The organism is Streptomyces sp. NPDC001339, from assembly GCF_042895955.1.
Classification (GTDB): domain Bacteria; phylum Actinomycetota; class Actinomycetes; order Streptomycetales; family Streptomycetaceae; genus Streptomyces.
In genome coordinates, this window is record NZ_JBIAWT010000019.1 from 38534 (window position 1) to 64501 (window position 25968).

Consider the following 25968-nt stretch of genomic DNA (forward strand, 5'->3'; position numbering starts at 1 on the left):
GGCCTCCTGTCGTCGGGATCGTCACGGGATCGCCGTGCGTGATCGGCGACACACAAGGAACCTAGGACCTCAACCAATATTGAGGTCAAGAGATTCCCGTACGGTCACCCGTGGGGGCGTACGACAGGACTTACGACAGGACTGCCGAGGCCGGCCCTCAAGGCCGGGACCGGCCTTAAAGAGGGTGTTCCCAGGTCAGGGGCTCGTCGGCGGTGTCCGGGCGGGCGACCGTCAGACGTACGGCGGGGTGGCCGTCCGGGAGGGTGGTGGCGGCGTCCACGACGATCTCGGTACGGACCCCCGTCCGGTGGTCCGCCGAAGCCGAAGCCGAAGCCGAAGCCGAAGTCGAAACCGAAACCGAAGCCGAAGTCGAAACCGAAGCTGAAGGCGCCGGCCCGGTCGACGGCGACGGCGGTGACGCCGGCGCAGGAGCCACCGACGCCAGCGCTCTGCGGAGGGCGGTCAGCAGCCCCCGGGCGGTCTCGTCGTCGACGCGGGCGTCCACCGGGCCGACGAACTGCACGGAGGGACGGGCGCCGAGCGCCTCGGCCGCCGTGCCGGCCTCGTGCAGGACGCGGGTGCGCAGGCCGGGCGGTGTCTCCGGCGGGCCCTGCTGCAGCGCGATGATCGCCGTCCTGATCTCCTGGATGGTCGCGTCCAGCTCGTCGACCGCCCGGCTGACGCCCTCCCGTACCTCCGGTGCCACCTCTTTGCGCTCGGCGCTCTGCAGCAGCATCCCCGTGGCGAAGAGCCGCTGGATGACCAGGTCGTGGAGGTCGCGGGCGATCCGGTCGCGGTCCTCGTACACCGCGAGCCGCCGGCGGTTGCGGTGCCGGTCGGCGAGGACCAGCGCCAGCGCCGCCTGCGCGGCGAACTGCGTGCCCAGGGTGCGTTCGGTCGGGCTGAAGCGGCGGCCGCCGGACATCCGGCCCAGAGCCAGGGCGCCCAGTACCCGGCCGTTGCTGCTCAGCGGCAGCAGCATCGTCGGGCCGTAGTGGCGGGACAGCGGGGAGATCGCGCGAGGGTCGGTGGAGAAGTCGTCGGTGAAGACCGCGTGTCCGGCGTTGATCTGGTGGAGGACGGGGCTCTCCGGCGGGATCCGGCCGCGGTACGCCTCGGCGCGTACCGCCTCGGGCAGCTCGGTGGAGATCGCCACCACCTCCATCCCGCCCTCGGCGTGCGGCAGCAGCACCGCCGCGGTGGCCGCCTCGGCCAGCTCGCGGCCCTTCTCCGCGACGACGGTGAGGGCGTTCGCGGTCGTCGAATGGGCCTCGGGCCCGGCCAGGAGCGCCGTGGTGACGGAGGCGGCGCCGTCGATCCAGCGGGTGCGCTGTCGGGCGGCGGCCCGCATCCGGGCGTTGCCCGTCACGATGCCGGCCTCCGTGGCCAGCACCTGTACCAGGTGCAGATCCTCTTCCCCGAACCTCTCGCCGTCCCGCTTCCCGGCGAGTCGGAGAACGCCGCAGGCCTCTCCGTGGAAGGTGATGGGCACGTCCATGGTGACCCCCGCGGCCGGCCGGCCCTCGGGCGCGGGGGAGCCGTCATGGGTGATCACCTCGCCGGTCCGCTCGCCGTCCCTCGGGTACAGGGCGATGGCGGCGTGGCGCGCTCCGGTGAGGGAGGCGGTGGTCTCGGCGATACGGGCCAGGGCGCGGGGCAGGTCGTGGTCGGAACCGACCGCGGCCATCGCCTCCAGCAGCTGCGGAAGCCGGGATACCGGCCCGCCGGCCCGCCCGTGCGGACTCCGTACGGCGCGCTGGGCGGGATCTGTGGCGGCGCCGGCGGGCGGCTCGGCTGCCGGGTCGGGCGACTTCAGGACACACCTCACTCTTGCCGGCGGTTCGGACAGGGCCTTTTGCCGTGAAGAGGGTTATGTGAGGGGGTTGGTTCCATCGGAAGAGGCGCATCGCCCCCAGAGGCAAGGGGCGACTTTCGGCCAACCTGTGGATGTGGCGGGCCCGGCGACTCGCGGCGGCGGTCCGTGGGTAAGCCGTAGTCAACTACGGCCGCCGGGGATCGCGTGGCCCAGTCCCGCGCCTCGGCAGGAAAGTGGGTCGGGGCCGATGGACAAAGGTCAGTACTACCCGAGACTCGTGGGTCCCTGCCGTGCCGCGGGCGGCGTGACCGTGCTCGAACTCCGCGGTGACCTGGACATTCTCGCCGTTTCGGTGCTGTCCGGCCGACTGGACGACATCACCGGAGCCCAGGGCGTCGATCTCGTCATCGACCTGCGGGCGGTGACCTTCCTCGACTGCGCCGGACTGTCCCTGCTCAGCCGCGCCCGCTACCGGACGCGGCAGCGCGGTGGCCGGCTCCGGCTGACCGGTGTCATCGCCGGCGGGAGCGTCGCCCGGCTGCTGCGGATGACCGGGCTGACCGGTGCCTTCGAGACCGTGGCGGACGAGGCCATGGCCTGCCGGGCCACCGATCGCGGGGTCACCACCCAGGAGGCCACGGCCGGTGCGGCCCGCCGCCCGGACGCGGACCGCGCATCCAGGGAGGCGGCGCAGGCCGCGGACATCGTCGTGGCGTGACGCCCTCCCGCACTTTCGGCTTCTCCCCCACTCTCGGCTCCGCTCGAGCGGGGGGACCCCCATGAGCGGGGGACCCCCATGGCTCGGGCCGGAGGGCCCGCCGGGAGCGCGGCGGGCTCACCGGCCGGGGTGCGCGGGCGGACGCAGCTCGCCCGCGCGCCACTCCTTCAGCAACTGGTCGAAGATCGGCGTCTGTTCGTGGGCCGGGCGCCAGGCCGAGGGTGCCGGCAGCCGCGACGGCTGGGCGGGGGAGGGGAGGGAGACACGCTGAAAGGGGTGCACGGCGGCTTTCCTGACGTCCATGCCGACTCAACCGGAATTCGGTCCCTGGGTTGCGGGATGCGGCCGCTACCGCCCGCAGATGCCCCTGCGCTGGTGACGGGCAGAAGATGTGTTCCCGGCCGCGTCAGTCCCGGCAGAGCAGCGCCTCGAAGACCTCCGTGAGTGCCGCCTCCGGGTCGATCACCCGGCCCTCCGCCCGCCACGCCACATAGCCGTCGGGCCGCACCAGCACCGCGCCCTCGGGCGTCGTGCCGTGCCGCGCGGCCCAGTCGGCGCCCTCCTCGGGGACCAGGTCGTCGTCCGGACCGGTGCCGACCAGCCAGCAGTCCAGACGTACCGAGAAGCGCTGTACGGCGCCCTTGGCGGCGGTACGCCACATCTCGCCCTCCGAGCCGCTCAGCAGGACGAACGAGGTCTCGTAGAGGTCGAGGGTCGAGCGGCGCTGACCGTCCCGGTCGCGCAGCCACATGTGCGGGGCGCGGGTGCCCGGCTCGCCCGTCAGCCGCAGCTGTTCGGGTACCACCGGCAGGCCGGGGTCGGCGCCGACGACCGCACCGGACGGGTAGCAGTAGCCGAGGGCGACGTTGAGGATGCCGCGCTGCCGGCCGCCGCCCGCGCCGGGCCCCGGGACGTACCCGGGATGGCTGTGCTCGGCGGAGCGGGCCGAGGCGCGGGCGCTGGTCTCGCGGGCCACCGGCTGCCGCTCCGCCTCGTAGGTCGCCAGCAGTCCGGGGTCCGCCGAACCGTCCAGCACCGCCGCGAGCTTCCAGGCGAGGTTGTGGGCGTCCTGGATGCCGGTGTTGGAGCCGAACGCCCCCGTGGGGGACATCTCGTGGGCCGCGTCGCCGACGAGGAAGACCCGGCCGGCCGCATAGCGCTCCGCGACCCGCTCGGCGGCGTGCCACGGCGCCTTGCCGGTGATCTCCACGGCCATGTCCGGTACGCCGGTCGCCCGGCGGATATGGCCGATGCACCGCTCGTCCGTGAAGTCCTCCAGGGTCTCGCCCTGTTCGGGGTGCCAGGGCGCGTGGAAGACCCAGTCCTGCTCGTTGTCCACCGGCAGCAGCGCGCCGTCGGCTTCGGGATGGGTCAAGTAGCAGGCGATGAAGCGGCGTTCGCCCACCACCTCGGCCAGTTGAGGGGCGCGGAAGGTGATGCTCACGTTGTGGAACAGGTCGCCCGGCCCGGCCTGGCCGATGCCGAGCCGCTCGCGGACCGGGCTGCGGGGGCCGTCGGCCGCGACGAGGTAGTCCGCCCGTACGGCCGACCGCTCGCCGGTCCGCCGGTCCTCCAGGAGTGCCCGCACGCCCCGGGCGTCCTGTTCGAAGGAGACCAGCTCGGTGGAGAACCGCAGGTCACCGCCGAGTTCGCGGGTACAGCGCAGCAGGACCGGCTCCAGGTCGTTCTGGCTGCACAGGCACCACCCGGACGGGCTGATCCGGGCCAGCGCGCCACCCGGGTCGATCTCCTTGAACAGCCACTCCTGGTCGTCGCCGGTGAGCGAACGCGCCTGCAGGATGCCGTGGTTGTCCGCCAGCACCGACGCCGCCGCGCGGATCCGCCGTTCCGCCCCGGCGACCCGGTACAGCTCCATCGTGCGGACGTTGTTCCCCCGCCCCCGCGGATGGTGGGAGGTGTCCGGGTGCTTCTCGACCAGCAGGTGCCGCACGCCCAGACGTCCCAGGAACAGCGAGGCGGACAGGCCCACGAGGGACCCGCCGACGACGAGTACCGGAACGTGGTCTTCGGCGGTGGGTTGCATGGCGTCTCCAGTTCCAATCCAGCCGGGCCCCGTCGTCACCCTCCCGCCGGGCGGACGACGGGAGCGGGAGGGTGACGACAGGTCCTGGGGCGCAGTGAGGGCAGATGGATCACGAATGCCCTGATCCGGCCGTGTTCGATCACGGTTCACCTGCATGGCTCACAGATCTCGCGCCACCGGCGGGCGGCCCCCACGATCGATTCCGGGAACGCGCCCCCACCGGCTCACCGGCCCGGCCGCCCCACCACCCGGCTCCGTCACCCGGACCGCACCGGAACTGACGACGCACCACTGGAGCGCCCCTCGGGCCCCGAAGGAGATGCGTAGATGATGACCACGCTGTCGGAACGAATATCCCAGTCAGCCTTCGACGGCTCCCGGCTCAGGGTCGTCCTGCTCCTGGAACTCCACGACGGAGCCCAGCAGCGCTTCCTGGAAGCCTACGAGCACCTGCGCAACCAGGTCGCGTCCGTTCCCGGGCACATCACCGACCAGCTGTGCCAGTCCATCGAGAACCCCTCCCAGTGGCTCATCACCAGCGAATGGGAGAGCGCCCCGCCCTTCCTCGCCTGGGTCAACAGTGAGGAACACGTCAAGATGGTCCAGCCGCTGCACTCCTGCGTCCGCGACACCCGCTCGCTGCGCTTCAGCGTCCTGCGCGAGACCTCCAACGCCACCCTCGCGCCCGATCCCCCCAAAGGCCGGCTGCAGGCCGGCCCGCGCGTCGGCGACGGTGTGGTCCGGCACGCCCTGACCTTCACCGTCAAGCCCGGCAGCGAGGAGAAGGTCGCCGAGATCCTCGCCGGCTACTCCTCTCCGGAGGCCCGGGTCGACGAGGTCACCAGGCTGCGCCGCACCACCCTGTTCATGCACGGCAACCGCGTCGTACGGGCCGTCGAGGTGCAGGGCGACCTGGTCGCCGCGCTGCGCCACATCTCCCGGCAGCCCGAGGTCCGGGCCGTGGAGGAGGCCATCAACCCGTACCTGGAGCAGGACCGCGACCTCAGCGACCCCAACTCCGCCCGGGTGTTCTTCACCCGAGCGGCCCTGCCCGCCGTCCACCATGTGCACGGCGCGGCGCCCGAGGGCGTACGGCGGCACGCGCTGCTCTACCCCGTCAGAGAAGGCTGCGGTATGGCGCTGGCCCGGATGCTGGCCCGCCAGGACGAGCTGACCGCCGACGACCCGTCATGTCCCGTAGTGGGCAGCACCGTCTTCCAGCGCGACGACATCGTCGTCCGGCTCATCGACCTGAAGATCCCCCTCGACACCGACCCCCACCTGGCGCTCGGCGCGCGCGGCCCCCGCAAGACGGCCGTCCTGCGGCGGCTCCTCGACCCCGAGGTGGCCGGCGGTCTGTCCACCGACCGCGAGCTCGCGAGCCTCCTCGCCCGCTCCGACATGACCCTGATCACCGACCGCCGGGCCGCCGACGCCTGACCGCGCGTCCGCACTCACCAGCACGTCACCCACCCCCGCCCGCTCAACCGCCGGCCGCACGCCACTGGAGGAATCAGCCATGACCACGCACCGCCCACGCATCGTGGACCTCAGCGAGACCAAGCCCAACCGCCGGCGCGGAGGCGACCTGCGCGCCATGCTGACCCCCGGCGTGGTGGGCGCCACGAGCGGCTTCATGGGCATGGCACTCGTCCAGCCCGGTGAGCGCATCGGCGAGCACTACCACCCGTACTCCGAGGAGTTCGTCTACGTCGTCCAGGGCTCGCTCGAAGTGGACCTGGACGGGGAGACGTACCCGCTGCGCCCGGACCAGGGGCTGATGATCCCGCCGTACATGCGCCACCGCTTCCGCAACGTGGGGGACGTGGAGGCCCGGATGGTCTTCCACCTCGGCCCGCTGGCCCCGCGCCCCGAGCTGGGCCATGTCGACACCGAGGCCACGGAGGAGAGCACCCCGGCCGCGCCTCCCGAACGTACGGAGCCGGTGTCATGACCCGCCGCGTGGCGGTCACCGGGATCGGGATCGTCGCGCCCGGCGGTGTGGGAGTACCGGCCTTCTGGGACCTGCTGTCCGCCGGCCGGACGGCGACCCGTGGCATCACCCTCTTCGACCCGGAGGGTTTCCGCTCACGTATCGCCGCCGAGTGCGACTTCGATCCCTCGGAGCACGGGCTGTCCCAGGACAAGATCGCCCGCTCCGACCGGTACATCCAGTTCGCCATGGTCGCCGCGGACGAGGCGCTGCGCGACGCCGGACTGGACACCGGCCAGGAGGACCCCTGGCGCATCGGGGTGTCGCTGGGCACCGCGGTCGGTGGCACCACGCGCCTCGAACACGACTATGTCGCCGTCAGCGACCACGGCGAGCGGTGGGACGTCGACCACCGCCCGGCCGGCCGCTACCTGGAGCGGGCGTTCTCCCCCAGTTCGCTCGCCTCCGCGGTGGCCGAACAGGTCGGTGCCCACGGCCCGGTGCAGACCGTCTCCACGGGCTGCACCTCCGGCCTCGACGCCATCGGCTACGCCTTCCACTCGATCGAGGAGGGCCGGGTGGACGTCTGTGTCGCGGGAGCGTCGGACTCGCCGATCTCTCCGATCACCGTGGCCTGCTTCGACGCCATCAAGGCGACCTCCGCGAACAACGACGACCCCGCCCACGCCTCCCGCCCCTTCGACGCCCACCGCGACGGGTTCGTCATGGGCGAGGGCGGCGCCGTCGTCGTCCTGGAGGAACTGGAACACGCCCGCGCCCGCGGCGCGACCATCCACTGCGAGATCCGCGGCTACGCCACCTTCGGCAACGCCTACCACATGACCGGGCTCACCCAGGAGGGCCTGGAGATGGCCGAGGCGATCAACAACGCCCTCGCCCATGCCCGGCTCGACCCCACCCAGGTCGACTACGTCAACGCACACGGCTCCGGAACCCAGCAGAACGACCGGCACGAGACGGCCGCGGTCAAGCGGTCGTTGGGCAACCACGCCCACAACGTGCCGATGAGCTCCATCAAATCCATGGTGGGCCACTCGCTCGGCGCGATCGGCGCCATCGAGATCGTCGCCTGTGTGCTGGCCCTGACCCACCAGGTCGTGCCGCCCACGGCCAACTACGAGACCCCGGACCCGGAGTGCGACCTCGACTACGTGCCGAGGACGGCACGGGAGGTGCCGATGCGTTCGGTGCTCTCGGTCGGCAGCGGATTCGGCGGATTCCAGTCAGCGGTCGTCCTGACCCGACAAGGCGGGAGGGCACGATGAACTCCCCGGCAGAACGGCGCTCGGTCGTCACCGGCATCGGAGTGATCGCCCCCAACGGCGTGAACACCGACGCCTTCTGGAAAGCGACCATGGAGGGCATCAGCGTCCTGGACCGGGTGACCCGCGAAGGCTGCGAGCACCTGCCGCTCAAGGTCGCCGGTGAGGTCCGCGACTTCCACCCGGGGGATCTGATCGAGGAGCGCTACCTCGTCCAGACCGACCGGTTCACCCACTTCGCCATGGCGGCGGCCAACCTCGCGCTGGACGACGCCCGGCTCGGCCGTGCCGACTACAACGACTCGCCGTTCGCGGTGGGCGTCGTCACGGCCGCCGGCTCCGGCGGCGGCGAGTTCGGCCAGCGCGAGCTGCAACGGCTCTGGGGCCAGGGCTCCCGCCATGTCGGCCCGTACCAGTCCATCGCCTGGTTCTACGCGGCCAGCACCGGACAGATCTCCATCCGCGGCGGATTCAAGGGCCCCTGCGGCGTCGTGGCCAGCGACGAGGCGGGCGGCCTGGACGCCCTGGCGCACGCCTGCCGCACCATACGGCGCGGCACCGACGCCGTCGTCGTGGGCGCCGCCGAGGCACCGCTGGCCCCCTACTCGATCGTCTGCCAGCTCGGTTACGAGGATCTGAGCGTGGTCGACGACCCGCACCGCGCCTACCGTCCGTTCACCGGCGCCGCCTGCGGATTCGTGCCCGCCGAGGGCGGCGCGATGCTGGTCGTCGAGGAGGCCGCCGCGGCCGTGCGGCGCGGCGCTCCCGTCCGGGCCGTACTGTCCGGGCACGCCGCGACGTTCACCGGTGCCTCGCTGTGGCAGGAGTCCCGCGACGGGCTCGCCCACGCCATCCGCGGGGCGCTGGAGGACTCCCGGTGCGAACCGGAGGAGATCGACGTGGTGTTCGCCGATGCCCTCGGCGTCCCCTCCGCCGACCGGGCCGAGGCACTGGCCCTCATGGACGCCCTGGGCCGGCACGCCGCGCGGGTCCCGGTCACCGCGCCCAAGACCGGCACCGGCCGGGCGTACTGCGGCGCCCCCGTCCTGGACATCGCGGCCGCGGTGCTCGCCATGGAGCACGGCGTGGTGCCGCCCACCCCCAACGTCGTCGATGTGTGCCACGACATCGACGTGGTGACCGGCCGGGCCCGCCCCGGCGAACTGCGCACGGCGCTGGTGCTGAGCCGGGGACTGATGGGCTCCAACGCGGCGATGGTGCTGCGGCACGGCCCCACGTCCCCCTCGTGAGAAGGAGATCCCGTGATGACCGCTCAACTGACGCTCGACGAGCTGGCGGCGCTGATGAAGTCGGCCGCCGGCCTCACCATCGACCCGCAGGACCTGGCCAACCGCGCCGATACGCCCTTCGCCGAGTTCGGCCTCGACTCGCTCGGCCTGCTCGGCATCGTGGGCGAGCTGGAGAACCGGCAGGGCCGCCCGATGCCGACCGACGCGGAGCGCTGCAAGACCCCGCGTGACTTCCTCGCTCTCGTCAACACCGGACCCGACCTCGTCACCACCGAATACGCCGGCGCCGAAAAGGCGGCGGTGCCTACGACAGGAGCCTGATATGCCCGGCCACACCGAGAACGACATCACCATCGCCGCGCCGCTCGACCTCGTCTGGGACATCACCAACGACATCGAGGACTGGCCGCAGCTGTTCAGCGAGTACGCCTCGGTCGAAGTGCTGTCCCGCGAAGGCGACAAGACCACCTTCCGGCTGACGATGCACCCGGACGACAACGGAACCGTCTGGAGCTGGGTCTCCGAGCGCGTGGTCGACCGCCGGAACCGCAGTGTCCGTGCCCGCCGGGTGGAGACCGGCCCGTTCGAGCACATGGACATCCACTGGCGGTACACCGAGATCCCCGGCGGCACGTCCATGCACTGGACGCAGGACTTCGCCATGAAGCCGCAGGCCCCGGTCGACGACAAGGGCATGACCGACCTCATCAACCGCAACTCCCGGATCCAGATGGAGCTCATCCGGGACAAGATCGAACAGCGGGACCGCGAGCTGCGCACCACCCCCGTCAGCTGACGCCCCGCCGGACCGCGGCCGGACCGCCCGCCGGCGGCAGCGGACCGCCCGCCGGCGGCAACGAAGGGAACCCCCCGATGCACCACGCTCTGATCGTCGCCCGTATGAAACCCGGCTCGGCTCCGGACATCGCCGAGGTCTTCTCGGCCTCCGACCGTACGGAGCTGCCGCACCTGGTCGGCGTCTCGCGACGGACCCTCTTCCAGTTCGGTGAGGTGTATCTGCACCTCATCGAGTCCGACCGGCCCCCGGGACCGGAGATCGCCAAGGTCACCGGGCACCCCGAGTTCCGCGCGGTGAGCGAGAAGCTGTCCGCCTACGTCAGCGCGTACGACCCGGACACCTGGCGCAGCCCCAAGGACGCCATGGCCCACGAGTTCTACCGCTGGGAGCGCGACGGTTGACGCGCACGCGGCCGCCCGGCCAGGAGGAGCCTCCTCACCGGGCGGCCCTCCGTGCACGGGCTTCCTCATGACCGGACCGCCTCACGCCGGGACGGTGCATTCGAAGGCGTGCAGATACGGGTTGACCACCAGGATCTCGCCGACCTCCAGCCCGGCCTGGGTCATCCGGCTGACCAGGCTCTCCTTGGTGTGCTTGGCGCCGCCGACGTTCAGGAGCAGCAGCAGGTCCATGGCGGTGGTGAACTTCATCGAGGGGCTGTCGTCGACCAGGTTCTCGATGATCACGACGCGGGCGCCCGGGCGGGCGGCCCGGATGACATTGGCCAGCGTCCGGCGGGTGCTCTCGTCGTCCCACTCCAGGATGTTCTTGATGATGTAGACATCGGCCCGGACGGGGATGTCGTCGCGGCAGTCGCCGGGCACCAGCCGCACCCGTGAGGCGAGCGTCCCGCCGTCCCGCAGCCGGGGGTCCGGGTTCGCCACGACCGTGGGCAGGTCGAGCAGCGTGCCCTCCAGGGCGGGGTACTTCTCCAGCAGGCCGGCCAGGACGTGCCCCTGGCCGCCGCCGATGTCCGCCACGGACGACGCCCCGGTGAGGTCGAGCAGCCCCGCGATGTCGTCGGCGGACTGCCGGCTCGACGTGGTCATGGCACGGTCGAAGACCTCGGCGGACTCCGCCGCGTCCTCATGGAGATAGTCGAAGAAGCCCTTGCCGTAGAGACCGTTGAAGACCTCGCGCCCCGAACGCACCGCCTCGTCGAGCCGGGGCCAGGCCTCCCAGGTCCACGGCTCGGTGCACCACAGAGAGATGTACCGCAGGCTGTTGGGCGCGTCCTCTCGCAGCAACCGGGACATCTCGGTATGGACGTACCGTCCGTCGTCGGTCTCCGCGAAGATCCCGTAGCAGGACAGCGCGCGCAGCAGCCGCTTCAGCGGTCCCGGCTCGGTGCGCACCGCGGCGGCCAGCTCCTCGGCCGTGGCGGGCCGGTCGCCGAGGGCATCGGCGACCCCGAGCCGCGCCGCGGCCCGCACGGCCGCCGCGCATGCGGCTCCGAAGACGATCTCGCGCAGCCGCATGGCCGGCTGAGGGGTGGAACTTACGGTGGTCATCCCGTCTCTCCGACTCTCCGGGGCCAACTGTCCGGGGCTGCCTAGGACTTGCCGCACAGACCGGCCGGCTTGGAGGTCCGGCAGTAGTTGCGGCTGAACCGGTTCCCCTTGCCCTTGGCGTCCGCGTTGACCAGGTCGGCCGGCTCGTTGTCCGCCAGCGTGTTGTCGAAGACGTCGTTGTTCTCGCTGAGCGCCTTGACGAAGCTCTGGAAGACGACGACACCGCCGGAGAGCGGGGACCTGCCCACGTTGCCCTGGATCCGGTTGTTCAACACCCGCGCCTTTTCGGTGCCCGTGAGGACGATGCCGGAGCCCTGGAGGGCCGGCAGGCGTTTGGTGGCGGGGCACTGCTTGTTGTTCCGGGAGATGTCGTTGTCGCGTACGGTCAGCTCGCCGGCCCGGGGGCGGGACTCGTCGCCGACGATGAAGAGGCCGGCGCAGTTCCCGGTCATGCTGTTGTGGGCGACCGAGAGATTCCTGACCCGGCGGACCGTCAGGCCGATCCGGTTGTTCCACATACGGTTGTGCTCGATCCGGGTGCCCCCGAGGTCCGGGGCGCCGCCCTCCTCGGTGACCGTGTTGGCCACGAAGACGCCGGCGTCGCCGTTCTCGGTGACATCGTTGCCCTTGATCACACCGCGGGTGGACTTCTGCTGGGCGATGCCCCACACACCGTTCTTCCGCGCGGCCACATCGATGACGGAGAGCCGCTCGGTGTCGGACGCCCAGATGCCGTTGCGCGGGAAGCCCTCGACGGTCAGCCCGCGGAGGGTGACGTCACGGAGCGGGTGGTCCTTGCGACCGACGACGCAGATGCCGCTGCCGCTCTGTGCACCGCAGGCGTTCTGCGCCCGGTTTCCGGGCGGTCTGATCACCACCTTCCCGGATCCGACCAGGTGCAGCCCGGATTTGTCGATCACCACGCTCTCCCGGTACTCACCAGGTTTGATCTTGATGGTGTCGCCCGGCCGTGCCGCGTCCACCGCCCGCTGAATGGATTCGCCGGAGCGGACGACCAGCCGTCCCGTGGCGTCCGGCCGTTCCGTGGCGTCGCTCGGAGTGGCCGCGCCCAGTCCGCCGGTCAGCACCGCCGCGACGCAGCCCATGTATGTCATCTGTCGTAGCGCCATGAGGCCGAAGCTATGGTCGATCACCACCGCTCGCCACACGGGCTGACCCAATGGCGAAGGTGCTTGCAGCGGCCACCTGTCGACACGCCGTCAGCTCCGCCGCGCGGGGAGCTTCGTCCCGCCGCCGGACCCGTCCCCACCGGACCGGTGCCTGCCGGACCGGTCCCCGGCACCGGCCTTGGGGAAGGCATTACAGTTGCAGTCGACGCGAGGGCCGCTCGGCCGGAACGCGGAGAACAGGCGTGGGCGCTGTCGCCGGTCCGGCGGCCGGGGCAGGGTGATCGTGGATGACCGGCGTACCGAGGCGGAAGGGGCCGCCGCCCTGGCGGGCGGTCCGTTCGCGCACCTGCATACCCTCGCCCTCCGGGCCGTGCCGGGGCCGGCCTCCCGGGCGGGGAACGCTCCGCGTGGTCCGCGGACACGGCCGAGGCTGCCCCGAGGCCGGCGTCCGCCGCCGCGGCTCCCCGCGCTGCGGTGTCCGGCGGACCCGTACCACCGCCGTCCGGCCCGGGGCCCAGCTGGCGCGGCTGCCGGGCGCGATACGCGTCACGCCCCGCACACCCCGGCGCAGCCGGTGGCGACAGGTGCTGCTCTCCATCGTCGTCACCCATCTGGTGCTGGTCTTCCTGGCACTCGTCATCTACCTGGGGCGGCACGCGGGCACATAGGACGTGGGGCCATAGGGACACGGGGCCATAGGGGCGCGGGGCCGCAGGACGTGACACCGGACGGGGGAGGGGAATCCGGCGCTTACCGGGGGAAATACGCCTCGATCATCTCCGATTACCGAATCACCGCCGACTACATTGCCCGGCACCGGGTTTTCGTGGCCATCGACGCGGTCGGGGAGCTGCTGGGCTTCTACGCGCTGGTGCTGGAACCACCGGAGTTGGACCTGGCCTTCGTGGCGGACAGCGCGCAGGGAAGGGGCATCGGCCGGCTCCTCGTCGAGCACATGATCGGCCAGGCCAGGGAGGCCGGCCTGACGGACGTACGCGTGGTCTCTCATCCCCCGGCCGAGGAGTTCTACCGGTGCTTGGGCGCCGAGCGGGTGGGGACGGTCGCGCCGTCGCCGCCGAAGGTCATGTGGGGACGCCCGGAGTTGCGGTTCAGCACCGTCTGATGAGGCGCGCCCGGTCGCGCGGCAAGGAGAAGAGCCCGCGGCGCACGACCGCGGGCTCTTCCCTCTGTGTGGTGCTCTTTGCGTGGTGCTCCCTGTGTGTGGCGCCCGTCCCCTGGCGGCACCTTGGTCAGGACGCGACGGGTGCCGCTTCCTCGACCGCGGGTGCCGCCTCCTGGTGTGCCGGGACGACGCGCTCCGCCAGATGGCCGAAGACCAGCCCGAAGGCGGTCCACAGCACCAGCTGGACGGCGAGCGTCGACAGTCGGAACTGCCAGAGCACCGCGCCGGGGAACCCGTGCGGCACATTGTCGTAGGCCGGCAGGAAGGCGTACGCGATCCCGACGGCGACCACGAACGCGGCGCCGCCCGCCACCGTGGCGTACCAGTTGCCCAGCTTGGGAGCGAGTCGTCGGCCGAGGATCGTCGCGCCGACGGCCAGCAGGATGCCGAGCAGCATCATCAGGAAGTACAGGGCCGTCCGTTGGCCGATGGTGTCGGGATCGCCGACGGCCGGCGGGTTGGCCGGGTACTTCAGGAACGGTACGAGGTAGACCAGCAGCGCCCCCGCGGCGAGCAGCGCGGCCGTGGCCCGGGTGCTGAACCGGCCGATCCGCCCCAGCAGGAAGCAGAAGACCAGCGCGGCGATGCCGCCCAGCGCCACGCCGTAGACCAGGATGCCGGTGGCCAGCCCCGCGGTGGACTGCATGGCGCGGCTGACGGCCTCCACCTCGCCCCCGTGGCTGTGGCTGTGGGCCTCCTCGAACGCGATGGCGGCGTCCACATGCGGTTCGCCGAGCAGATAGGCGGTGACGAGGGCCGGGAGGCCGGCGGCCAGACCGGCGAGCATCCCGCGCAGCAGGAGGTTTCTGACGGTGACGGAGTTCATGGTGCGGCGTCCGATCAGTGGCAGGGGAAGCCGAGCAGGTGGCGCCCGTCGTGTACCCACTCGTGGACGTCCGTACCGGACAGCAGTGAGGTGGCGCCCTGTTCGGCGCCGACGAAGTAGAGCAGAACCAGCATCAGGACGCCGACGAACAGTGCCCACGGGGCGATCGTCTTGAGGGGGAGCGGAGCGGGGGCGGCGCCGGCGGCCGGGGGTGCGATGGTCTGAGCCATGGCAGAACCTCCTGTGAGGGGAACTCGCGTCCCTGTTCGGTGGAGTACGGGGCGACATGCCGGGTCTGGCTTATCCGGCCCCGGCCCCGCTGGGCTGGTCAAAACCGGACATACAGTGGCGCGACCGCGCCGGGATCCCACCGGCTTCCGTCATGTCGTCGTCAATATCATCGGGAAGGTACCGCGCACCGTTCCCCGGGCCAAGGCCGTGGAGGGGGCGGAGAGGCGCAGGGCAGGGCGCGCCGTCCGGACAACTCCCCTGTACGTACGGTCGGTTGGTGAACGGCGCAGAGTGAGGGAGTGGGCATGACAACTCGGGTGATGTTGGTCTCACCGGCCGCGGGTGAGGCGCAGCGCGAGGTGCGCTTCGATGACGACGGCCCGTTGAGTGAGGCGGGGTTGCGCCGCGTCCGGGCCGTCGCCGGATCGCTGCCGGCCGCCGACCGGGTTCTCGTCTCGCCCTCCGTCCGGTGTCGGGACACCGCCGTGGAGCTCGGACTGTCCGCCCGGTCCGCGCCGGAGCTGGCGGGCTGTGCGATGGGCGGCTGGCGCGGCCGGACCCTGGACGAGGTCGCCGGTGCCGAACCGGCGGCGGTCTCCGCCTGGCTCTCCGACCCGGACTTCGACGGGCACGGCGGGGAGTCGCTGCGGCGGCTGTGCGACCGGATCGGCGACTGGCTGACCGCTGCGGCCCGGGAGCCGGGCCGGGTGCTGGCGGTGGTCGAGCCGGATGTCGTACGGGCCGCGGCGGTGTGTGCGCTGAGCGTTCCGGCGGTTGCGTTCTGGCGTCTGGATGTGGCGCCGCTGACCGTGACCGAGCTGAGCGGCCGGGGCGGACGCTGGAACCTGGGGCTGGGTCGGCGGCTGGACCGCAGGTGAGCCGGGGTGTGGCCGGAACGCCGCACAATCCACTTTCGCCTCATCTATCCATAAAGGCGGCATAAGTGCAAAATAAAGATTGCGTGGCCCGATGCCGCGCGAGCACGGCCGGACTTGCGAACGAAGGAGGCGAGTCGCATGGCCGACGTCTCACACCACAGGGGAGATCTCGCAGGTCACCCCGACGCATCTGAGATGCAGGCTCGGTACGAGCGGGTTCTCGGCGGACGTGACGTGGTACTCGTCGACGGACCGGTGTTCCTGGTCGGCCTGTACTGCGCCGCTTCTCCGTGGATCGTCCACTTCTCGGCCTCTCAGCCCGCGCTCATGACCCACAACCTCATCCTCGGTGTCGCGATCGCCCTGATGGCGGTCGGTTTCACCGTGGCCCCTGAGCGGATGTACGGCCTGAGTGGCGCGATGTGCGCGATCGGTGCCTGGCTGGTCATCTCGCCATGGATCGTCGGCAGCGGCCCGGACGCCGGTGTCGTCTGGAACAACGTCGTCATCGGTGCCCTGACGTTCCTGCTGGGCGCCCTGTGTGTCGCCGTGGCCGCCAGGAGCCGCCGCACGACCACCACGTGACGTGTGCTCCCCGTGGCGGGGGAGTGCGACACGGCGCCGGCCCGCTCGCCGGCCTGGTGTGGCGAGCGGGCCGGCGGCTGCGGTCTCGCCGGGGGCGCTCGCCGCGACCCTGCGGGCGCGCCCCTCCGTCCCGGCCGACGTCGGTGACGGGGACGCATTCGGCCACCTCCCGATACCTCCCTAATTGGGGTTAAATCGGTTACAAGGGGTATGGCTCCGGCCGACCGCCCCGGAGAGGTGGCGTCCCGTGACCGATCTGCCCGTGGATGATCACGAAGACTTCGCCGACGCCGACCGTGGCTTCATCGCCCCGCTCGATCCGCCCGAGGTCACCACGGACGACGGCCGGGTCGTCTGGGACGCCGAGGCGTACGGCTTCCTGGCCCAGAACTGCCCCGACACCGCGCACCAGGGCCTCTGGCGCCAGGGCCGGCTGGTGAGCCGGCAGGGTCTGTACGAGGTCACCGACGGCATCTACCAGGCCCGTGGCCTGGACCTGTCCAATATGACGCTGGTCGAGGGCGACCATGGCGTGATCGTCATCGATCCGCTGATGTCCGTGGAGACCGCCGCCGCGGCCCTGGAGCTCTACCGTCAGTACCGCGGCGACCGGCCGGTCACCGGCCTGATCTACACCCACTCGCATGTGGACCACTTCGGCGGCGCCCGCGGCGTCCTGCCGCCCGGCCACCACCCCGTACCGGTGCTCGCCCCCGCCGGTTTCCTGGACCACGCGGTCGGCGAGAACGTCTACGCGGGCACCGCGATGCGGCGACGCGCCGTCTACATGTACGGCACCGAGCTGCCCAAAGGGCCGGACGGCCAGATCGGCTGCGGCCTGGGCGCCACCCACTCCACCGGCACCGTGAGCCTGATCCCGCCGACCGTGGACATCACCCGCACCGGCCAGGAGGAGATCCTCGACGGCGTACCCATCGTCTTCCAGCTCACCCCGGGCACCGAGGCGCCCGCCGAGATGAACTTCTGGTTCCCGGCGCACCGGGCGCTCTGCCTGGCCGAGAACGCCACCCACACCATGCACAACGTCCTGACGCTGCGCGGCGCCGTCGTCCGCGACACCCGTGCCTGGTCCCGCTACCTGGGCGAGGCGCTGGCCCTCTTCGGCGACGAGGCGGAGGTCGCCTTCGCCTCCCACCACTGGCCGACCTGGGGCCGCGAGCGCATCCGGGCCCTGCTGGCCGACCAGCGCGACCTGTACGCCTATCTGCACGACCAGACCCTGCGGCTGCTCAACGAGGGCCTCACCGGAGCCGAGATCGCCGAGGAACTGCGGCTCCCGCCGGGCCTCGACCAGGTATGGGCCAACCACGGCTATTACGGCTCGCTCAGCCACAACGTCAAGGGCATCTACCAGCGCTACCTCGGCTGGTTCGACGGCAACCCCGCCCACCTGTGGGAGCACCCGCCCGCCGAACAGGCCAAGCGCTATGTGCACACCCTGGGCGGCATCGACGCCACCGTCGACGCGGGCAAGCAGTACGCCGCCGACGGCGATCTCCGGTTCGCCGCCACCCTCCTCGGCCACGCCGTCTTCGCCGACCCGGAGAACGTCCGCGCACGGCGCGAACTCGCCCTCGTCTACGAGCGGCTGGGCTACGGCTGCGAGAACGGCACCTGGCGCAACTTCTACCTCACCGGCGCGAGGGAACTGTGCGGCACCCTCGCCGACGCACGGCCGAACAGCACCAGCCCCGAGCTGGACCGGGCGCTCACCGTCGACCAGCTCCTCGACTCGCTCGCCATCCGCGTCGACGGCCCCCGCGCCTGGTCCACGGCGCTCACTCTCGACCTCTACCTCCCCGACGAGGACCGGACCTGGCGGCTGACACTCTCCAACGGCGCGCTGACCCACCTCAGTTCACCCGGCGCCCCCGCCGCACCCGACGGCCGCGGCCCGGACCTGACGCTCACCCTCACCAAACCCCAGCTGGTCGAGGTGCTCGCCGGCCGGAGCCCGGACGGGGCCGCGCGGGCCGACGAGGCCGCCGGAGCGCTGCACCAGCTCCTCGGCCTCCTCACCACCCCCGACCCCGCCTTCCCCATCGTGACGCCCTGACCACACCTGACCACAGCAGCCCCACCACCCGGCGTCAACTTCGCGCCCCGCTCACCTGCGCCACCCCACGCCACCCGGCCCGCCGGCTGGGGCAGACTGGGCGCGTGGTGAGCGACATTCCCGAGGAGTCGACCAGCTTTGTCGGCCGACGGATCGAATTACGCCGAATCGGGCGGGAGTTGGCGAAGCACCGGCTGATCACCCTGACCGGACCCGGTGGCGTGGGGAAGACCCGCCTCGCCCAACGGGCCGCACGGGCCGCGGCACCCTGGTTCCCCGACGGCGTGGCCTGGGCCGCCCTGTGGCCGTTGCGCGGGGACGAGCTGCTGCCCGCCACGGTCTGCGACGCCGCCGGGCTCGCCGATCACACCACGCGCGCACCGGTCGCGGCGCTCTGTGCGTGGCTCGCCGGCAAACGGCTGCTGCTGGTGCTGGACTCCTGCGAGCATCTGGTCGACGCCTGCCGTGACCTGCTCGGCGACCTGCTGACCACAGCTCCCCACCTGACCGTGCTCGTCACCAGCAGGCAGCCGCTGGACCTGGCCGGCGAGCGGGTCACGGAGGTCGGCCCGCTGCCGTGCACGGGCGAGAACGACGCACTCGCCCTGCTCGCCGACCGGGCCCGCGCCGCCGCCCCCGGACTGCGGCTCACCGACGCCCGGTACGCGGCGGCCGCCGCCACCATCTGCCGCCGCCTCGAAGGCATCCCGCTCGCCCTGGAGCTGGCCGGCGCCCAGCTGGCGGCCGGCTCCGTCGAGAGCGTCGCCGAACGGCTCACCTCCCGCTTCGACACCCTCGACGGAGACCGGCCGGCCTTCCCCCCACGGCACCGGACACTGCGCTGCGCCATCGGCTGGAGCCATGAACTGTGCGCGCCGCTGGAACGGCTGCTGTGGGCCCGGCTCTCCGTCTTCCGCGGCACCTTCGACACGGAGGCCGTGGCGGCGGTCTGTGCCGGCGGCCCGCTCGCCGAGCGGGACATCCGCACCGTACTCGCCGGTCTGGCCGCCCAGTCCGTCCTCAGCCGCGAGGGTGCCCGGTGGCGGATGCTCGACACGCTGCGCGAGTACGGCCGGATGTGGCTCGGCGAACTGGGCGAGACCGCGGACCTGGCGGACCGGCACGCCGCGCACTTCGTCTCCTTCGCGCACCGTGCCGTGGACGGCTTCCAGGGACCCGAACACCCCGCCTGGCACACCAAGGTCACCGACGCCCACGTCGACCTGTGCGCCGCCCTGGACCACCTCCTGACCGCCGACCCGGAGCGGGCCCTGGAGCTGAGCGCGTCCATCGGATTCGTCTGGAGCTGCGACGGCCGCCCGCAGGAGGCCCACGGCTACCTGATCCGTGCCGTCGCGGCACACCGCACACCGGGACCGGCCCGCATCCGGGCGCTGTGGGTGCTCGGCATCATCGCCCTCTACCAGGACGACCTGGCGACCGCGGGCGCACTGGGCCGGCAGTGCGCGGACGCGGCGCGCGCGGGCGGCAGGGCGGAGGCGGCGCTCGACGCCTCGTACCTCATCGGCTCCACCCACCTGATGGCAGGCCGCCCGCTGACCGCCCGCACCCTCGCGGAAGAGGCACTCGGCCGCACACCGGGCGACCCGTACGCCACCCCGGGCCGGCTGCGCTGCCACCTCCTGCGGGTGTTCGCGCTCACCGCCCTGGGCCGGCTCACCGAGTCGCGGGCCGGTGCGACCGCACTGCGCCGGGCCTGTGTGCGCCGCGGCAGCCCGTGGTTCCGCTCCTACGTCGACTACCAGCTCTCCTTGATCTCGCTGTACCAAGGGCGTCCTGAGGAAGCGGCGCAGCACGCCCGCGCGATGCTCGCCGCCAAACCGGGCACCGGTGACAGCTTCGGCACCGGGCTCGGCCTGGACCTGCTCGCCGCCGCGCTGGCCGCCCAGGGCCAGGGCGCGGCGGCCGCCCGGGTCTACGGCATGGGCAAGGCCGTCTGGCGCACCGTCGGATATCCGCAGCGTGGTGTACCCGAACTGCGCGCGGTCCGCGAGGAGTGCGAACGGCGGGCCCGCGCGGCGATCGGCGACCGGGCCTACGAGGAGGCCTTCCGGCGGTCCTGCGCGGAGCGCCCCGAAACGATCCTCGCCCGGATCGCGGCGGGCGAGATCTAGGCGTACTGCCCTCACCCATGGAACGGGCCCCAGTGCCCCAACAGGCAACGCCCGCCCCGGTTTCAGAGCGCCGGCTCGCCGGCCAGCGCGTACAGCAGGTCGTAGGCGGTGCCGGTCAGACGGCAGCTGTGGCCGCGCCGGGTCGCCAGGGCGACCAGCCCGGTGTGCGTCGCCGGGTGGTAGCCGAGGAACGCCTGCTGCCCGAATGTCGCACCCAGGTGGAACAGCAACGGTCCGTGCGGAGCCGGGTGTTGATACCACGTCAGGGTGTGGGTGTGCCGGTGCCGCAAGCCGCGGCGCAGCAGCGGCACCTGCACGTCCCGCAGCGGCCCGGACAGCGGCGAGTCCTCGGGGGAGAGGTGCGCCTCCAGGTAGCCGAGCAGATCGCCGGGGGTGGACCGGACCGCGCCGGAGGCGGCGAAGGCGCCCATGTCGGCGCTGGCCACCGGCGTCACCCCGTTCGTCCGGTGGCCGACGGCGTCGGTACCGGTGGCCCCCGGCCCCAGGGTCGTGCCGGTCAGCCGGAGCGGGCCCAGCACCCGCTCCCTGAGCAGCGCGGGGTAGCCGGCGCCCGCGGCGTGGGACATGGCCGGGCCGAGCAGTGCCACTCCGAAGTTGGAGTACCGCCAGCGCGTGCCCGGCCGGTTCCGGGGCCGGGTGCGGGCGAAGGCGCGCAGCAGCCGCTCGGTGTCGTAGGCGGCGTACGCGTTGTCGTACGGACGCAGCAGCGCACCGGCGACCAGGTCGGCGGGGATCCGCGGCAGCCCCGAGGTGTGGGTGGCCAGATGCCACAGGGTGATCCGGTGCGAGTGCGGATGCGGCAGTGGCAGGTCCGGCGGCAGGTGGGCGGAGAGCGGGTCGTCCAGGGCGAGCGCCCCGGCCCTGGCCAGCTCGGCCAGCAGCAGCACGGTGAAGGTCTTGGAGAGTGAGCCCAGTTCGTAGCGCAGGGCGTGGCGCGGTGTCGGTGGCGAGAGCGCGGAGCCCCCGGTGAGCACGGTCCGCACACCGCGCCGGGTGACGGCGACCACGACGTCCGGGGCGTCGATACGGGCCACCGCGTCCGCGAGGCGGTCGGCGAGCGCGGTGCCGCGTGCCGCGCTCATCGCGCGGCGGACATCGCCCGGGAGGTGGCCATCGCGGAGGCGAACGCGGCGACCAGGGTGGGGTGGTGGACCAGGTCGAAGACGCGCGCCGGATCGCCCCGCGGCATCCCGCGCTGGATGGGCATCGCACCGGAAGGGGACTGCGCGGCGGCGTACCGCTCCCACAGCCCCGCGTCCAGGGTGGGCCGCGGCAGACAGGCGTCGACGACGAGAAGTTCGCCCAGCAGGTCCCAGTGCTCCAGGTCCGCCCAGTCGTCCGTCCACGCCGGCAGATAGCGCGTGAGGTAGTCGGCGACGGCCGGCGGGATCCGCTCGGGGAACTCGCCCCAGTTGGTGAGGTGGAAGACAGTGTGGGTGAGGTCGTAGCCGATGTGCAGCTGCACCGTCCACGGCTCGGGCAGCTGCCCCAGCCAGGTGCGGGCCACCGCCTCGTCGAAGTCGCCGCTGGGCACCAGGCCCAGCTTGCGCTCCGCGTTGAGCACCCCGAGCCGCCGGTTGGGCACCATCTCCAGCGCCGTCCAGGTGAGGGTGCGCCGGCCGGTCCGTACCGCCGCCTCCAGCCCCGGATGGCGGTGGCCCAGCTCGTGGAAGGTCGCATAGACCTCCAGGGGAACGGGCGACAGCGGCTCGTCGTGCTGGAGCCGGGCCAGTACGTTGCCGCCGTCGAGCAGCTCCCGCCAGGTGAAGTCCAGCAGCTGCCCGGCGCGGGCCTGCTGCCGGGAGCCGGCCACCCCCTCCCGGAACAGCACCCGCATATTGAGCGCCAGTTCCCCGATGGGCTTGAGCCGTTCGACGACCGTGCTGTTGTCGACGAAGTCGTCGGGGGCCAGCCGGAAGTACTCACGGTGGTCGTCGAGCCAGGTCAGGGCCCGGTCGCCGACACCGTGCAGCAGGGCGGGGGACGCGGCCGTCGCGGTCACGGGGCACGCTCGCTTTCGCCGGGCGTCCGCCCGCCCACCAGCGCCGGGTTCCCGCCCGTCGGGCCGGTCCCGGCCTCGTCGGCGGCGATCCGGGCGAGCGTGGCGGCGAACGCGGTCACCAGGGTGGAGTGGTAGCAGGCGGTGAAGGCCTCACCGGGGTCGCCCGAGGCGGGCGCCGTGCCCGTCTCCGGCACGCTTCCATCGGCCGCCTGCATATCCGCCAGTCGCTGCCAGGCCACCGGATCGTACGGCGCCTTCGGCAGACAGGCCGTCACGGCCAGCAGCTCACCCACCAGGTCCCACAGCTGCTCCTCCAGCCAGTTCTCCAGCCAGGCGGGGAGCCACAGCCGCAGGTAGCCGGCGAGTTCGGGGGACATCCGCCGGCGGTTGCGCCCCCAGTCGGTGAGGTGGAAGACATCGTGGGTCACGCCGTAGACCGCCTTGCGGTCCAGTGCCCACGGCTCCGGCAGCCGGCCGAGACCGGTCAGCTCCAGTACGGTGGCGAAGTCGGCGTGCTGCCGCAGCCCGATCCGCCGCTCCGCGTTGAGCACGCCGAGCGTACGGGTGTGGTCCTCGCGGGCCACCCGCCAGCCGCGCAGCCGGGTGGTGGTCCGCAGCAGATCGTCGACCTCGGCGTGGCGCAGCCCGGCCTGGGCGAAGGTCCCGTAGAGCTCCACCGGATAGGTGGCGAACGGCTCCCCGCGGATCAGCTCCGTGAACAGCTCACCGTCCCGGGTCTCGTTCCAGGCGAACCCGAACAGCCCCCGGGCGGTCAGCCGGATCTCGTCGCGCGGGTGCAGCACACCGATCAGCTGGGTCAGTTCGGCCAGCTCGCCGAGTGGTTTGAGGGTGAGGTTGGGGTCGGCGTCGGTCGTCACGTCCGGGGGCAGGCGGAAGGACTCGCGCGCCCCCTCCAGCCACCCCAGGCTGCCGCGGACGAGGTGGTCCAGCAGCCCGGGGTCGCCGTGGCCGGCGCTCACCAGCCCCGCCCGTGGAAGCGCTGGGCGGCCACGATGTGCAGCGTCACCCGCGGGTCGGCGCCACCCAGCTGACGGACGAACGCCAGCCCGCTGTCCAGACCCAGGGTCCGCGGTACGTCGGGCAGCCGGGCCAGCCAGCGGCCCAGTCCGGCCGCCTGCGGCCAGTCCCGGCGGCGGACCGCCCGGACGAAACCGCGGGCCAGGTCGTCGGTTCGGGCGGCCAGCTGCTCGGCGAGGCCGGGCGCCAGCCCCGGCAGCGCGAGCGCGGCCAGCTGCGACACCTGGTGCGACAGCTTCGGCCAGGGCTCGCTCCCGACCCAGCCGGTGTCGGCTTCGGGTACCGCCGGCCACTGCCGTCCGGCTCCGGGCAGGAACGTGTGGGAGGCCTCGACCAGGCCCCGGTAGCTCCACACGGAGACCTCCGAGGCATCCGCTTTCGGCGGAAAGGCGGCGAGCGCCTGCCGGACTACCGCTTCGTCGTCCGCGCCGAAGGGCGCCGCCAGGTGCTCCATGGCGTACGGCGCGAGCGCGTCGGCGCCGAGCACCCGGACGGCGGCCGGGGTCAGGGTGTCCTCCTGCCGCAGCACGCCCGACAACGCGTAAGGGCCGCCCTCACCCCGCAGGGCGAGGGCGACCCCGGTTGCGGCATCGGCGATCACAGCGCTCAATGGGACAGCTCCCTGCGTCTGTTCAGCCAACGCTTTTCCCCTTAACGAGTGTCAGTCTTGGGCCGAGGGGTCGGCGGCGAGATCAGGAGGAGCGCGCCCAGCAGCAGCCCGCCTCCACATTCGCGGGTGTCGCGGAAGACGCCGTCCGCCTCCGCGGGTTCCAGCAGCTCCTCGACCTCGGCGGCCAGGGCACCGGCCTCGGCCGGCGCAGTGCGATCCGTAACCATGCGATCAACTCCTTTTGGCGATGGGATACCAGATTCACATCGGGATAAATGCATCGCAACGCGGAAAAGCCTCACATTGGTAAGATCGTGTGACCTGGCGTCAGGACTCGGACGGCGACTTCTTTTCCCAAACCCCTTGCTCCACCGACGAGTTGGCGATCCGTCCGGTACCGGTCCACGGACGGCGGAGTGAGGGCCGGGAGGGTGACGGAGGCCCTCCCGGCGGGGCGATTCCGGCGGTCACCGGGGCCGCCGCCGGAGATGAGGGAAGACAAGGAGCGCAAGGGCAGGCAAGGGGCAGGCAAGGGAAGAAAAGGGCAGGCACGACCATGTACGACGCACTCCTGGCAGAGACCGTCACCCTCACCGGTCACCGCGGCGACCTCATCGAGGCGTACTCCGCGCGGCCGCTGGTCCCCGGGCCCGTAGGAGGGGTGGTGGTCATCCACCACACGCCCGGCTACGACACCGGCACCAAGGAGATCACCCGCAGGTTCGCCGCCGAGGGATTCGCCGCGGTCTGCCCCAACCTCTACAGCCGCGAAGCCCCCGGCGCGGACCCGGACGAGGCCGCCGCGGTGGCCCGAGCGCGGGGCGGCGTCCCCGACGACCGGCTGATCGGGGACGTCGCCGGCGCCGCCCGCTATCTGCGCGGACTCAGCTCGTCCAACCGGCGCGTGGGCACGATCGGCTACTGCTCGGGCGGCCGTCAGTCCTTCCTCGCGGCCTGCAGCCTGGATCTGCAGGCCGCCGTGGACTGCTACGGGGCCTATGTCGCCCGCCGCCCGCCCGAGGACTCCCCGCTCGCCGTCGAACCGATCCTGTACCTGGCCAAGGACCTCGGCTGCCCCCTGCTGGGCCTCTTCGGTGCGGAGGACCAGCACCCGTCCCCGGCCGAGACGGCGGAGCTCCAGAACGAACTGCGCAAGCACGGCAAGGTCCATGCCTTCCATACCTACGAGGGCGCCGGACACGCCTTCTTCGCCGTGAACCGGCCGAACTACCGGCCCCAGGTCGCGGGAGAGGCCTGGCAGCGCGTCCTGGAATTCCTCGGCCGCCACCTCAGCGGCTGACCACCGATAGGGGCGTGTGGCGGTTCCGGCCGCGCTGCGCCCCTTCCTCCCGCGCTTCGCCCCTTCCTCCCGCTGCCCTGGCATGTGCTGGGGAACTTCGCCTTCTGCATTGCACATGCCAGCTTTGGCTGCCTATCTTGACGCATATGCACTCCTACACGATCGGCCAGGCGGCGCGGCTGCTGGGCGTGAGCCCGGACACCGCCCGCCGCTGGGCGGACGCCGGCAAGGTCGCGACCCATCGCGACGACAGCGGCCGCCGCCTCATCGACGGGCGCGATCTGGCCGCCTTCTCGATCGAACTGGCGCAGCACGGCACCGGCGAGGACGACGCCTCGTACACCTCCGCGCGCAATGCCTTCCCGGGCATCGTCACCGCCGTCACCCTCGGCGATGTCGCCGCCCAGGTCGAGATCCAGGCCGGACCGCACCGCCTGGTCTCCCTGCTGACCCGGGAAGCGGTGGAAGAACTGGGACTGGAGGTCGGTATGCAGGCCACCGCCCGTGTGAAGTCCACCAGCGTGCACATCGACCGCACGTGACCGTCCGCACCTGAACGCCCGTCCCGCTCCCCCCGAGGCCGCAAGGAGTCCCGTCC

General features: G+C 72.2%; 28 protein-coding genes. 16 read left to right on the forward strand and 12 right to left on the reverse strand.

Features of this window, described 5'->3' with window-relative positions; genetic code table 11:
* Positions 1-175: 175 nt before the first annotated feature.
* Positions 176-1828 (reverse strand): GAF domain-containing protein, encoded by a 1653-nt coding sequence (locus ACFY12_RS33840; RefSeq protein WP_390719804.1) that lies wholly within the window; start codon positions 1826-1828, stop codon positions 176-178.
* Between the two features lie 265 nt (positions 1829-2093).
* Between ACFY12_RS33840 and ACFY12_RS33845 the strand changes: the two genes are divergently transcribed.
* A complete protein-coding gene (locus ACFY12_RS33845; protein WP_390719805.1) occupies positions 2094-2534 on the forward strand; it encodes an STAS domain-containing protein in 441 nt (146 codons plus the stop codon).
* A gap of 117 nt (positions 2535-2651) precedes the next feature.
* Here ACFY12_RS33845 and ACFY12_RS33850 read toward each other — a convergent pair whose 3' ends face one another.
* A complete protein-coding gene (locus ACFY12_RS33850; RefSeq protein ID WP_390719806.1) occupies positions 2652-2816 on the reverse strand; it encodes a hypothetical protein in 165 nt (54 codons plus the stop codon).
* 124 nt (positions 2817-2940) lie between these two features.
* Positions 2941-4578 (reverse strand): FAD-dependent oxidoreductase, encoded by a 1638-nt coding sequence (locus ACFY12_RS33855; protein ID WP_390719807.1) that lies wholly within the window; start codon positions 4576-4578, stop codon positions 2941-2943.
* A 330-nt stretch (positions 4579-4908) separates the two neighbouring features.
* On the opposite strand from ACFY12_RS33855, the gene ACFY12_RS33860 reads away from it, so the two are divergent.
* The 7 genes from ACFY12_RS33860 (at position 4909) to ACFY12_RS33890 (ending at position 10244) form a co-directional block, all read left to right on the forward strand.
* Entirely contained in the window at positions 4909-6018 is a 1110-nt protein-coding gene (locus ACFY12_RS33860) for a SchA/CurD-like domain-containing protein (protein WP_390719844.1), read from the forward strand.
* A 79-nt stretch (positions 6019-6097) separates the two neighbouring features.
* Entirely contained in the window at positions 6098-6532 is a 435-nt protein-coding gene (locus tag ACFY12_RS33865; protein WP_390719808.1) for a cupin domain-containing protein, read from the forward strand.
* A complete protein-coding gene (locus ACFY12_RS33870; protein WP_390719809.1) occupies positions 6529-7797 on the forward strand; it encodes a beta-ketoacyl-[acyl-carrier-protein] synthase family protein in 1269 nt (422 codons plus the stop codon). The genes ACFY12_RS33865 and ACFY12_RS33870 overlap by 4 nt, the downstream gene beginning before the upstream one ends.
* Positions 7794-9044, forward strand: coding sequence for a ketosynthase chain-length factor (locus ACFY12_RS33875; RefSeq protein ID WP_390719810.1), 1251 nt, complete (start codon positions 7794-7796; stop codon positions 9042-9044). Before ACFY12_RS33870 ends, ACFY12_RS33875 begins: the two co-directional genes overlap by 4 nt.
* A 15-nt stretch (positions 9045-9059) precedes the next feature.
* Complete coding sequence (locus ACFY12_RS33880) at positions 9060-9365, forward strand: acyl carrier protein (protein WP_390719811.1); 306 nt, start codon at positions 9060-9062, stop codon at positions 9363-9365.
* Position 9366: 1 nt separating this feature from the next.
* Positions 9367-9840: an SRPBCC family protein gene (locus ACFY12_RS33885; protein WP_390719812.1), complete on the forward strand. Its 474-nt coding sequence runs from the start codon at positions 9367-9369 to the stop codon at positions 9838-9840.
* A 77-nt stretch (positions 9841-9917) separates the two neighbouring features.
* On the forward strand, positions 9918-10244 hold the full coding sequence (locus tag ACFY12_RS33890; RefSeq protein WP_390719813.1) for a TcmI family type II polyketide cyclase: 327 nt from the start codon (positions 9918-9920) through the stop codon (positions 10242-10244).
* Positions 10245-10325: 81 nt separating this feature from the next.
* Here the strand turns inward: ACFY12_RS33890 and ACFY12_RS33895 are convergent, their stop codons facing one another.
* Positions 10326-11354: a methyltransferase gene (locus tag ACFY12_RS33895; protein WP_390719814.1), complete on the reverse strand. Its 1029-nt coding sequence runs from the start codon at positions 11352-11354 to the stop codon at positions 10326-10328.
* 41 nt (positions 11355-11395) lie between these two features.
* Positions 11396-12484 (reverse strand): nitrous oxide reductase family maturation protein NosD, encoded by a 1089-nt coding sequence (locus ACFY12_RS33900; RefSeq protein WP_390719815.1) that lies wholly within the window; start codon positions 12482-12484, stop codon positions 11396-11398.
* Positions 12485-12891: 407 nt separating this feature from the next.
* Here ACFY12_RS33900 and ACFY12_RS33905 point away from each other — a divergent pair, with 407 nt between their 5' ends.
* Positions 12892-13152: a hypothetical protein gene (locus ACFY12_RS33905; RefSeq protein WP_390719816.1), complete on the forward strand. Its 261-nt coding sequence runs from the start codon at positions 12892-12894 to the stop codon at positions 13150-13152.
* A 50-nt stretch (positions 13153-13202) separates the two neighbouring features.
* On the forward strand, positions 13203-13607 hold the full coding sequence (locus ACFY12_RS33910) for a GNAT family N-acetyltransferase (RefSeq protein ID WP_390719817.1): 405 nt from the start codon (positions 13203-13205) through the stop codon (positions 13605-13607).
* Positions 13608-13734: 127 nt separating this feature from the next.
* Here ACFY12_RS33910 and ACFY12_RS33915 read toward each other — a convergent pair whose 3' ends face one another.
* Together ACFY12_RS33915 and ACFY12_RS33920 are read right to left on the reverse strand one after the other, a co-directional pair.
* Positions 13735-14493: a CbtA family protein gene (locus tag ACFY12_RS33915; RefSeq protein ID WP_390719818.1), complete on the reverse strand. Its 759-nt coding sequence runs from the start codon at positions 14491-14493 to the stop codon at positions 13735-13737.
* A gap of 14 nt (positions 14494-14507) precedes the next feature.
* On the reverse strand, positions 14508-14723 hold the full coding sequence (locus tag ACFY12_RS33920) for a CbtB domain-containing protein (protein ID WP_066939286.1): 216 nt from the start codon (positions 14721-14723) through the stop codon (positions 14508-14510).
* Positions 14724-15029: 306 nt separating this feature from the next.
* Here ACFY12_RS33920 and ACFY12_RS33925 point away from each other — a divergent pair, with 306 nt between their 5' ends.
* From ACFY12_RS33925 to ACFY12_RS33940, 4 genes are all read left to right on the forward strand, one after another.
* On the forward strand, positions 15030-15602 hold the full coding sequence (locus ACFY12_RS33925) for a histidine phosphatase family protein (protein WP_390719819.1): 573 nt from the start codon (positions 15030-15032) through the stop codon (positions 15600-15602).
* Positions 15603-15740: 138 nt separating this feature from the next.
* A complete protein-coding gene (locus ACFY12_RS33930; protein WP_390719820.1) occupies positions 15741-16187 on the forward strand; it encodes an SPW repeat protein in 447 nt (148 codons plus the stop codon).
* Positions 16188-16434: 247 nt separating this feature from the next.
* A complete protein-coding gene (locus ACFY12_RS33935) occupies positions 16435-18264 on the forward strand; it encodes an alkyl/aryl-sulfatase (protein ID WP_390719821.1) in 1830 nt (609 codons plus the stop codon).
* A gap of 104 nt (positions 18265-18368) precedes the next feature.
* Positions 18369-20399: an ATP-binding protein gene (locus ACFY12_RS33940; protein ID WP_390719822.1), complete on the forward strand. Its 2031-nt coding sequence runs from the start codon at positions 18369-18371 to the stop codon at positions 20397-20399.
* Between the two features lie 62 nt (positions 20400-20461).
* Here the strand turns inward: ACFY12_RS33940 and ACFY12_RS33945 are convergent, their stop codons facing one another.
* The 5 genes from ACFY12_RS33945 to ACFY12_RS33965 are packed head-to-tail and all read right to left on the reverse strand — an operon-like array spanning position 20462 to position 24297.
* Positions 20462-21502 (reverse strand): serine hydrolase domain-containing protein, encoded by a 1041-nt coding sequence (locus ACFY12_RS33945; RefSeq protein ID WP_390719823.1) that lies wholly within the window; start codon positions 21500-21502, stop codon positions 20462-20464.
* On the reverse strand, positions 21499-22422 hold the full coding sequence (locus tag ACFY12_RS33950; protein WP_390719824.1) for a DUF6895 family protein: 924 nt from the start codon (positions 22420-22422) through the stop codon (positions 21499-21501). The genes ACFY12_RS33945 and ACFY12_RS33950 overlap by 4 nt, the downstream gene beginning before the upstream one ends.
* Entirely contained in the window at positions 22419-23402 is a 984-nt protein-coding gene (locus tag ACFY12_RS33955) for a DUF6895 family protein (protein ID WP_390719825.1), read from the reverse strand. The genes ACFY12_RS33950 and ACFY12_RS33955 overlap by 4 nt, the downstream gene beginning before the upstream one ends.
* Positions 23399-24061: a hypothetical protein gene (locus tag ACFY12_RS33960; RefSeq protein ID WP_390719845.1), complete on the reverse strand. Its 663-nt coding sequence runs from the start codon at positions 24059-24061 to the stop codon at positions 23399-23401. The genes ACFY12_RS33955 and ACFY12_RS33960 overlap by 4 nt, the downstream gene beginning before the upstream one ends.
* 50 nt (positions 24062-24111) lie before the next feature.
* Positions 24112-24297 (reverse strand): hypothetical protein, encoded by a 186-nt coding sequence (locus ACFY12_RS33965; RefSeq protein WP_390719826.1) that lies wholly within the window; start codon positions 24295-24297, stop codon positions 24112-24114.
* A gap of 329 nt (positions 24298-24626) precedes the next feature.
* Here ACFY12_RS33965 and ACFY12_RS33970 point away from each other — a divergent pair, with 329 nt between their 5' ends.
* Both ACFY12_RS33970 and ACFY12_RS33975 read left to right on the forward strand, forming a co-directional pair.
* Positions 24627-25370, forward strand: coding sequence for a dienelactone hydrolase family protein (locus ACFY12_RS33970; protein ID WP_390719827.1), 744 nt, complete (start codon positions 24627-24629; stop codon positions 25368-25370).
* 146 nt (positions 25371-25516) lie between these two features.
* Positions 25517-25912, forward strand: coding sequence for a molybdopterin-binding protein (locus ACFY12_RS33975; protein ID WP_390719828.1), 396 nt, complete (start codon positions 25517-25519; stop codon positions 25910-25912).
* The last annotated feature ends 56 nt before the right edge of the window (positions 25913-25968 follow it).

Coding starts and splice junctions, on each gene's coding strand:
- ACFY12_RS33855 (WP_390719807.1), bottom strand. CDS start 4,578: ATGCAACCCACCGCCGAAGACCACGTTCCGGTACTCGTCGTCGGCGGG.
- ACFY12_RS33860 (WP_390719844.1), top strand. CDS start 4,909: ATGACCACGCTGTCGGAACGAATATCCCAGTCAGCCTTCGACGGCTCC.
- ACFY12_RS33865 (WP_390719808.1), top strand. CDS start 6,098: ATGACCACGCACCGCCCACGCATCGTGGACCTCAGCGAGACCAAGCCC.
- ACFY12_RS33870 (WP_390719809.1), top strand. CDS start 6,529: ATGACCCGCCGCGTGGCGGTCACCGGGATCGGGATCGTCGCGCCCGGC.
- ACFY12_RS33875 (WP_390719810.1), top strand. CDS start 7,794: ATGAACTCCCCGGCAGAACGGCGCTCGGTCGTCACCGGCATCGGAGTG.
- ACFY12_RS33880 (WP_390719811.1), top strand. CDS start 9,060: ATGACCGCTCAACTGACGCTCGACGAGCTGGCGGCGCTGATGAAGTCG.
- ACFY12_RS33885 (WP_390719812.1), top strand. CDS start 9,367: ATGCCCGGCCACACCGAGAACGACATCACCATCGCCGCGCCGCTCGAC.
- ACFY12_RS33890 (WP_390719813.1), top strand. CDS start 9,918: ATGCACCACGCTCTGATCGTCGCCCGTATGAAACCCGGCTCGGCTCCG.
- ACFY12_RS33895 (WP_390719814.1), bottom strand. CDS start 11,354: ATGACCACCGTAAGTTCCACCCCTCAGCCGGCCATGCGGCTGCGCGAG.
- ACFY12_RS33900 (WP_390719815.1), bottom strand. CDS start 12,484: ATGGCGCTACGACAGATGACATACATGGGCTGCGTCGCGGCGGTGCTG.
- ACFY12_RS33915 (WP_390719818.1), bottom strand. CDS start 14,493: ATGAACTCCGTCACCGTCAGAAACCTCCTGCTGCGCGGGATGCTCGCC.
- ACFY12_RS33920 (WP_066939286.1), bottom strand. CDS start 14,723: ATGGCTCAGACCATCGCACCCCCGGCCGCCGGCGCCGCCCCCGCTCCG.
- ACFY12_RS33925 (WP_390719819.1), top strand. CDS start 15,030: ATGACAACTCGGGTGATGTTGGTCTCACCGGCCGCGGGTGAGGCGCAG.
- ACFY12_RS33930 (WP_390719820.1), top strand. CDS start 15,741: ATGGCCGACGTCTCACACCACAGGGGAGATCTCGCAGGTCACCCCGAC.
- ACFY12_RS33945 (WP_390719823.1), bottom strand. CDS start 21,502: ATGAGCGCGGCACGCGGCACCGCGCTCGCCGACCGCCTCGCGGACGCG.
- ACFY12_RS33965 (WP_390719826.1), bottom strand. CDS start 24,297: ATGGTTACGGATCGCACTGCGCCGGCCGAGGCCGGTGCCCTGGCCGCC.
- ACFY12_RS33970 (WP_390719827.1), top strand. CDS start 24,627: ATGTACGACGCACTCCTGGCAGAGACCGTCACCCTCACCGGTCACCGC.
- ACFY12_RS33975 (WP_390719828.1), top strand. CDS start 25,517: ATGCACTCCTACACGATCGGCCAGGCGGCGCGGCTGCTGGGCGTGAGC.